This window comes from Pectobacterium sp. HCp5_1 (assembly GCF_032905925.1).
In the GTDB taxonomy this organism is placed as follows: Bacteria; Pseudomonadota; Gammaproteobacteria; order Enterobacterales; family Enterobacteriaceae; genus Pectobacterium; species Pectobacterium brasiliense_A.
In genome coordinates, this window is record NZ_JAUMIO010000062.1 from 1 (window position 1) to 7,118 (window position 7,118).

Sequence of the window (7,118 nt, forward strand, 5' to 3'; positions counted from 1 at the left end):
GGGTCTGTTTGCTCACAAAACGGGCATTTTACCTCAACCGTTGCCATCAGGCTCTTCTTCTAAATATTTAGGAAAACAGATGAACATTCTACCTGACGATCACCGAGTTGAATACGTGACCGTTTTTTCACCAAACGATGAGTACCCCGTAGCGGGCTTTTACGCCAATGACGTAATTCTTACTAGTCAATTGGCCCACATGCCGTAAAATTCCCGCTTTCGTCATCACGACGTTCATAACGATACCCATTCTCCCATTCACGGTGGAGCAGAACATGGATACACGCTTTCCTCAGGCGCACAAAGAGGCCCGCTGGGCTTTTGGCCTGACGCTGGTTTATTTAGTGGCCTGGGTGCTTGCCGCCTATTTGCCAGACAACACACAAGGGATCACCGGTCTTCCACACTGGTTTGAGATGGCCTGCCTGCTGCTACCGCTTGTGTTTACGCTGCTGTGCTGGCTGATGGTTCGCGTCATTTTCCGCGATATCTCACTGGAGAGTGACGATGCAAATTGAAATTTTATTGCCGCTGATTGGCTATCTGCTGCTGGTCTTCGGGCTGTCGGTCTATGCGTACCGTCGCCGTCAGGCGGGCAACTTTCTTAACGAGTATTTCCTTGGCGGCCGCTCAATGGGCGGGTTTGTGCTGGCGATGACGCTCATCGGTACTTACGTCAGCGCCAGCTCCTTTATCGGCGGGCCGGGTGCCGCGTATAAATACGGGCTGGGCTGGGTGCTGCTGTCGATGATCCAGCTTCCCACCATGCTGCTGTCACTGGGCATTCTGGGGAAAAAATTCGCCATTCTGGCGCGGCGCTACAATGCCATCACGCTGAATGACATGCTGTACGCCCGCTACAACAGTCCGCTGCTGGTGTGGTTTGCAAGTATCAGCCTGCTGGTTGCGTTTATCGGTGCCATGGCCGTGCAATTCATCGGCGGCGCACGCCTGCTGGAAACCGCGGCTAACATTCCTTACGACATCGGCTTGCTGATTTTCGGCGTCACCATTGCGCTGTACACCACGTTTGGCGGCTTCCGCGCCAGCGTGCTCAATGATGCGATGCAGGGCATCGTGATGTTGATCGGCACCGTCATCCTGCTGGTCGGCGTAATCTATGCCGCTGGCGGCCTGCACAGCGCAGTGGATAAGCTGCAACAGATTGACCCGATGCTGGTCTCGCCGCAGGGCAGCGGCGGGATTCTGTCGATGCCGTTTATGGCTTCATTCTGGGTGCTGGTCTGCTTCGGCGTCATCGGCCTGCCAAACACCGCCGTTCGCTGTATTTCTTACCGCGACAGCAAGGCGCTGCACCGAGGGATTATCATCGGCACAATCGTCATCGGCATTCTGATGCTGGGCATGCATCTGGCTGGGGCGCTGGGTCGTGCCGTGATGCCAAATCTAACGATCCCCGATCAGGTGTTACCGGCGCTAATGGTCACCGTACTACCGCCGCTGGCCGCCGGGATCTTTCTCGCTGCGCCAATGGCCGCTATCATGTCCAACATTAATGCGCATTTGCTTCAGGCGTCTGCCACGATCATCAAGGATCTCTATCTCAGCGTACGTCCGCAGCAGATCCATAACGAACGCCGCATCAAGATCCTGTCCAGCATGACTACGCTACTATTGGGGCTGCTGGTGCTGCTGGCTTCCTTACGGCCGCCGGATATGATCATCTGGCTGAACCTGCTGGCGTTTGGCGGACTGGAAGCGGTGTTCCTGTGGCCGCTGGTGCTGGGCCTGTATTGGGAACGCGCGAATGCCGCGGGTGCGCTTAGCGCCATGTTCACCGGGGCGATTTGCTATACCTTACTGGCCAGCTTCAATCTTCAGCTGGCCGGATATCACCCGATTGTGCCATCGCTGTTACTCAGCCTGATGGCGTTTATTATTGGCAACCGCTTTGGTCATAATCCACCAGCGCCGGTTGCCGCTTCATCTTCACTTTAAATGTAATAGAGACTGCTATGCCGTGGATTCAACTAAAAATAAACACCTCAGGAAAAGTTGCTGAACAACTGGGTGACGTCATGATGGAAAGCGGTGCGGTATCCGTTACGTTTCAGGATACGCACGATAATCCCGTGTTCGAACCGCTACCGGGCGAGACCCGTCTGTGGGGCGATACCGACGCGATTGCGCTGTACGATGCCGAAACCGACATGAACGCCGTTATCGCGATACTGGAGCAAGAACCGCTGCTGGGCGTCGGTTTTAAACACAAAATCGAACAACTGGAAGACAAAGACTGGGAACGCGAGTGGATGGACAACTTCCACCCAATGCAGTTCGGCAAACGTCTGTGGATTTGCCCAAGCTGGCGTGACATTCCTGACCCGACTGCCGTCAACGTCATGCTCGATCCGGGCCTGGCATTTGGCACCGGTACCCATCCAACGACCGCGCTGTGCCTGCAATGGCTCGACGGGCTGGATCTGGAAGGGAAAACCATCATCGATTTCGGCTGCGGTTCCGGCATTCTGGCGATTGCCGCTCTGAAACTGGGTGCAGCACGCGCTATCGGGATTGATATCGATCCGCAGGCGATTCAAGCCAGCCGCGACAACGCACAGCGCAACGGCGTTTCCGAGCGTCTTGAACTTTATCTGCCGAAAGACCAGCCTGCCGACCTGTCTGCCGATGTCGTCGTCGCCAACATCCTTGCTGGCCCGCTACGCGAGCTGGCACCGCTGATTAGCGATTTGCCAAAAGCAGGCGGTCACCTCGGCCTGTCCGGTGTGCTGGCAACGCAAGCCGAAGGCGTCGCAGAAGCGTACGCAGACAAGTTCACACTCGATCCGGTGGCTGAACGCGAAGAGTGGTGCCGCATTACCGGCCAACGTCGCGCCTCGTAATAACGTTATCCCGCGAGTCCCGCCCACCGTACGTACAACGGTGGGCACACTTCTTCCTGCTATATCTCACGATTGATCCCCATAAACAGGCGTATTATTCAGCTCGGCAAGCGACTGGACGTCACCTGCGCCCGGCGCTCAACGATGCCATATCATTATTTTCAAGGGATGAAAAATGAAAGGTAAACTCTCTGTCGTATTGATGCTATCCGCCAGCTTTTCCGCCTTGGCGGCCGATCCGGTTCACTGGGGCTACGAAGGCAACGGCGATCCCGCACACTGGGGAAAGCTGTCCCCAGACTTCTCGCTGTGTGAAACCGGTAAAAACCAATCTCCCATTAATATCCGCCAGGCGCTGGACGCCCAGCACGCCCCTCTACAGTTAGCTTTCCAGTCTGGGACACAGCAAATTATCAACAACGGGCATACCGTTCAGGTTAACGTGGGCCCGGGGAATACGCTGGTATTGGATAACGAGACATTCACCTTGCAGCAGTTTCACTTTCACGCCCCGAGCGAGAATGAAATTGACGGTAAGCAGTTTCCGCTAGAAGGCCATTTTGTCTATAAAGACGCGGCTGACGCGCTTACCGTTATCGCGTTGATGTTTCAGGAAGGAGAAGCCAATCTGCCGCTAGCCACAACATGGCAGCAGATTCCGGCTCAGGTTAATCAGGCGGAGAACGTGCGCACACCAATCGCGATTCAGGCCTTGTTACCGACGTCATTAAACTACTATCGGTTTAGTGGATCGCTCACCACGCCACCGTGCTCAGAAGGCATTCGCTGGCTCGTGCTGGATCACCCCGTCACCGCCTCTACCGATCAGATAAACCAGTTCCGCTCGGTCATGCATCACGCGAATAACCGCCCCACACAGCCGCTTAATGGCCGAATCATCATCCATTAAGCCACGTCGCGAGGCTGGCCAGACTGTCTGTCGGCCAGCCTCAGGCCAATCGGCACCCTTTTTTGCCACATTAACCAACGCATTTCACTGATAAAGCATTGATAGGCTGCTGTATCTCCACCAAAAATGACCGCACTTGCAGATAAAATTCTGTAAGCAGATGAATATTTTATCGTTCAAAAAACCAGCACAAAAACATAACACACTGTTAAATATGAATAATATTTTCATATACCTCTACGAACTGCATTTTCATTGATCGATAGCCGTAAATTGGTCAAAGTTTGGCCTTTCATCTGACGTAAAAAATGCGTAATATACGCGCCCTTGCAGGCACAGTATGGTCAATTTTTGTCTATGCACATTGGACAATTTCAGCTTAGTAATCGCTTGATAGCAGCCCCAATGGCTGGTATTAGCGATCGCCCATTTAGAGCACTCTGTCATGCGATGGGCGCTGGAATGACCGTGTCTGAAATGCTTTCTTCCAACCCGGAAGTGTGGCGTTCAGACAAGTCGCGTTTGCGAATGGTTCATAGCGATGAACCGGGTATCAGAGCCGTGCAAATTGCCGGTTGTGACCCCGATGAGATGGCGGCGGCAGCGAGAATCAACGCTGATTCCGGCGCGCAGATCATTGACATCAATATGGGCTGCCCGGCGAAGAAGGTGAACCGCAAGATGGCAGGATCTGCGTTATTGCAGTATCCGGATTTGGTCAAACAGATCCTCTCTTCGGTAGTGAAAGCGGTAGACGTACCGGTGACACTGAAGATCCGTACCGGTTGGGCACCAGAGCATCGTAACTGTGTAGAAATTGCCAAACTGGCTGAAGACTGTGGCATTCAGGCGTTAACCATTCACGGACGCACTCGTGCGTGCCTGTTCAATGGCTTCGCGGAATACGACAGCATTCGGGCAGTTAAGCAGGCCGTTTCCATTCCTATTATTGCGAATGGCGACATTACAGACCCGCATAAAGCCAGAGCGGTTCTTGACTACACCGGGGCTGACGCCCTGATGATAGGACGAGCCGCTCAGGGAAGACCCTGGATCTTTCGGGAAATCCAGCATTATCTGGACACAGGGGAGTTGCTGGCACCGATGCCGTTGGCAGAGGTCAAGCGCTTGTTGATCGAGCATATACGGGAATTGCACGACTTTTATGGTCCAGGCAAGGGATTTCGTATCGCTCGTAAGCACGTATCCTGGTATCTCCAGGAGCATGCCCCAAACGACCAGTTTAGGCGCACATTCAACGCCATTGAGGATGCCAGCGAGCAGCTGGAGGCGTTGAAGGCATATTTTGAAAATCTTGCGTAAACAGAAAAAGAGCTGACAGAACTATGTTCGAACAACGCGTGAATTCTGACGTACTGACCGTTTCCACTGTAAACTCTCAGGCTCAGGTAACCCAAAAACCCCTGCGCGACTCGGTTAAACAGGCACTGAAGAACTATTTTGCTCAATTGAACGGTCAGGATGTAAGTGACCTGTATGAGCTGGTACTGGCTGAAGTTGAACAGCCACTGTTGGACATGGTGATGCAATACACCCGCGGCAACCAAACCCGCGCTGCCCTGATGATGGGCATCAACCGCGGTACTCTGCGTAAGAAATTGAAAAAATACGGCATGAACTGATACTAATCAGTTAAGCATTTGAAAAAAGGCGCTTTACCTCTTGGGTTAAGCGCCTTTTTCTTTGCCTTCTATTTAGGCAGCAGCAGCCTTATGAGCATTGCGTCCACGACGTTGTTAATGACTCATCCCTTCTTGTTTATCCGTTTCTAACGCATGAAAGAGTCGGTGCAGGTTATCTAGCCGTTCCGCTAACACGAACGTTAAAATCTCTTTCGATTCTGGATTATTCAATTCGACAATGGCGTAAGCCAGCGCACGACACTGATCGAGCGCTTCTTCGGGTTCTAACGGCGTGTTATCAAACATGGCGCACCTCCTCAACGGACAGGCGACCAGCAAAGACCATGACATGACCATCAGGGGAATGTTCCCGCGCCTGACGTTCGGTAGCAGCGATAATATGCACGACACGCTGGGAGGATGTTCCCAGAGCAAGAAAGCGATACTGAAATTCGGGGCGAGTTTGGGTAAACTGGATATCAGCCATAGTGTTAGCTCCTATAACATTGTGGTTAGAAGCTCGTAGGTGTTGGTAGCACCTGCGGGCTTCGCTATTTTTAACCTTGAACAACTCAAGGTGTCAGCCACTATAAAATTAAGTGTCAGCCACGTCAACGCTATTTTTTGCGCTTTATTGTGTATACTGTCTGCCACCAACCAGCATTAGGTATAGTCATGGCAACGAAAGCAGTAAACGCAAAATCAAGAAAACTTGAGGCAAGAGTTCCGCATGATATTGCTGAGGCAATGGAAAAAGTAAAAGAGCCAGATGAAAGCACAGGGCAATTTATCGTTTCGGCCATGCAAGGTGAGATCAAACGCCGCCAGCGCAAGCAGACCAAAGACTGAGTTTGCTGTTACGGGCTTCGTAAGTACTGAACTCGATCTAGGTATTATTGTAAAACTGTCAGTCTTAGCATATTTTTTAAGATGCTATACCTCTTGTAGAAAACACAACAAGGAAATGACTATGCATGATCAGCATGATGTGTTTATTGACAGTATACATACCAAAAAAAAACTGAAGATCCGTTTTTATTCAGAAGATGATGGCGATTACATCGAGCGGGTTTGCGCTCCAATGGATTATGCTGCCGGAAAGAGGATAAACGACGGCATTCCTCGCTACTGGGTTTGGGACTTTGAGAGTGATAAAATCAACCACTCCTTACCATTACGAGCGGAACGTATCGAGTATATGCTCAACAATGGGGAATCTTTTAATCCTGAAGATTTTGTTACTTGGCCTACAGCGTGGGTTATAAATAGGGATTGGGGACGATATAGTTAATTTACCTCTGACTTTTCCAAACTGGATCTGCTTTTTAGCGACGGTTAAAGGAAAAACGCAATGATCTAATCACGCTAATGATTTTTTATGAAATGTACTGGTTAGCGTCATAGATATAATTTATATATCGATCTTCACATAAAGGACAAAAACATGGCAGATTATATAAAAAACAATATTCTTAGCCAGTCATATGTTCATGTTGAACCTGAATGGTTAAGTAAAATATCTAGCAAAGAAAAAAGTGAGTTAATTACGGATATATCTAAGAAGATAACTTCTTTCTCCAGGGTGGGATCTCACTTTACTTATTGAAATAGAGAACTTATTTCGATTTTATTGATCTGAGCTTTATCTCCACTAACACTCAGTGAAAGACAATGACTATCTTTAATTATATCAATGAAATA

General features: G+C 50.6%; 11 protein-coding genes. 9 read left to right on the top strand and 2 right to left on the bottom strand.

What is annotated here, in order from left to right:
• The 7 genes from Q3A88_RS21340 to fis form a co-directional block, all read left to right on the top strand.
• On the top strand, nucleotides 1-208 hold a 208-nt coding region (locus Q3A88_RS21340), incomplete at its 5' end, for a hypothetical protein (protein WP_317178613.1).
• A gap of 67 nt (nucleotides 209-275) precedes the next feature.
• Nucleotides 276-518, top strand: coding sequence for a YhdT family protein (locus tag Q3A88_RS21345; RefSeq protein ID WP_010681541.1), 243 nt, complete (start codon nucleotides 276-278; stop codon nucleotides 516-518).
• The gene (panF, locus tag Q3A88_RS21350; protein ID WP_039313816.1) at nucleotides 508-1,959 is read left to right on the top strand and encodes a sodium/pantothenate symporter; all 1,452 of its coding nucleotides are present in this window, start codon (nucleotides 508-510) and stop codon (nucleotides 1,957-1,959) included. Before Q3A88_RS21345 ends, panF begins: the two co-directional genes overlap by 11 nt.
• A gap of 17 nt (nucleotides 1,960-1,976) precedes the next feature.
• A complete protein-coding gene (gene prmA, locus Q3A88_RS21355) occupies nucleotides 1,977-2,864 on the top strand; it encodes a 50S ribosomal protein L11 methyltransferase (RefSeq protein WP_110162850.1) in 888 nt (295 codons plus the stop codon).
• A 175-nt stretch (nucleotides 2,865-3,039) separates the two neighbouring features.
• Complete coding sequence (locus tag Q3A88_RS21360) at nucleotides 3,040-3,774, top strand: carbonic anhydrase (protein ID WP_233990846.1); 735 nt, start codon at nucleotides 3,040-3,042, stop codon at nucleotides 3,772-3,774.
• Between the two features lie 357 nt (nucleotides 3,775-4,131).
• Complete coding sequence (dusB, locus tag Q3A88_RS21365) at nucleotides 4,132-5,097, top strand: tRNA dihydrouridine synthase DusB (RefSeq protein ID WP_010681537.1); 966 nt, start codon at nucleotides 4,132-4,134, stop codon at nucleotides 5,095-5,097.
• Between the two features lie 23 nt (nucleotides 5,098-5,120).
• A complete protein-coding gene (gene fis / locus Q3A88_RS21370; RefSeq protein ID WP_005975342.1) occupies nucleotides 5,121-5,417 on the top strand; it encodes a DNA-binding transcriptional regulator Fis in 297 nt (98 codons plus the stop codon).
• Nucleotides 5,418-5,531: 114 nt separating this feature from the next.
• Here the strand turns inward: fis and Q3A88_RS21375 are convergent, their stop codons facing one another.
• Together Q3A88_RS21375 and Q3A88_RS21380 are read right to left on the bottom strand one after the other, a co-directional pair.
• On the bottom strand, nucleotides 5,532-5,723 hold the full coding sequence (locus Q3A88_RS21375; protein ID WP_317178614.1) for a hypothetical protein: 192 nt from the start codon (nucleotides 5,721-5,723) through the stop codon (nucleotides 5,532-5,534).
• Nucleotides 5,716-5,904: a host cell division inhibitor Icd-like protein gene (locus Q3A88_RS21380; RefSeq protein ID WP_317178615.1), complete on the bottom strand. Its 189-nt coding sequence runs from the start codon at nucleotides 5,902-5,904 to the stop codon at nucleotides 5,716-5,718. Before Q3A88_RS21380 ends, Q3A88_RS21375 begins: the two co-directional genes overlap by 8 nt.
• A gap of 188 nt (nucleotides 5,905-6,092) precedes the next feature.
• Here Q3A88_RS21380 and Q3A88_RS21385 point away from each other — a divergent pair, with 188 nt between their 5' ends.
• Nucleotides 6,093-6,266, top strand: a complete 174-nt coding sequence (locus tag Q3A88_RS21385; protein ID WP_317178616.1) for a YlcI/YnfO family protein — start codon at nucleotides 6,093-6,095, stop codon at nucleotides 6,264-6,266.
• A 121-nt stretch (nucleotides 6,267-6,387) separates the two neighbouring features.
• Complete coding sequence (locus tag Q3A88_RS21390) at nucleotides 6,388-6,708, top strand: hypothetical protein (RefSeq protein ID WP_317178617.1); 321 nt, start codon at nucleotides 6,388-6,390, stop codon at nucleotides 6,706-6,708.
• The last annotated feature ends 410 nt before the right edge of the window (nucleotides 6,709-7,118 follow it).

What these genes read in the sequence shown, in the direction of transcription:
- Q3A88_RS21345 (WP_010681541.1), top strand. Translation starts at nt 276, where the DNA reads ATGGATACACGCTTTCCTCAGGCGCACAAAGAGGCCCGCTGGGCTTTT.
- panF (WP_039313816.1), top strand. Translation starts at nt 508, where the DNA reads ATGCAAATTGAAATTTTATTGCCGCTGATTGGCTATCTGCTGCTGGTC.
- prmA (WP_110162850.1), top strand. Translation starts at nt 1,977, where the DNA reads ATGCCGTGGATTCAACTAAAAATAAACACCTCAGGAAAAGTTGCTGAA.
- Q3A88_RS21360 (WP_233990846.1), top strand. Translation starts at nt 3,040, where the DNA reads ATGAAAGGTAAACTCTCTGTCGTATTGATGCTATCCGCCAGCTTTTCC.
- dusB (WP_010681537.1), top strand. Translation starts at nt 4,132, where the DNA reads ATGCACATTGGACAATTTCAGCTTAGTAATCGCTTGATAGCAGCCCCA.
- fis (WP_005975342.1), top strand. Translation starts at nt 5,121, where the DNA reads ATGTTCGAACAACGCGTGAATTCTGACGTACTGACCGTTTCCACTGTA.
- Q3A88_RS21375 (WP_317178614.1), bottom strand. Translation starts at nt 5,723, where the DNA reads ATGTTTGATAACACGCCGTTAGAACCCGAAGAAGCGCTCGATCAGTGT.
- Q3A88_RS21380 (WP_317178615.1), bottom strand. Translation starts at nt 5,904, where the DNA reads ATGGCTGATATCCAGTTTACCCAAACTCGCCCCGAATTTCAGTATCGC.
- Q3A88_RS21385 (WP_317178616.1), top strand. Translation starts at nt 6,093, where the DNA reads ATGGCAACGAAAGCAGTAAACGCAAAATCAAGAAAACTTGAGGCAAGA.
- Q3A88_RS21390 (WP_317178617.1), top strand. Translation starts at nt 6,388, where the DNA reads ATGCATGATCAGCATGATGTGTTTATTGACAGTATACATACCAAAAAA.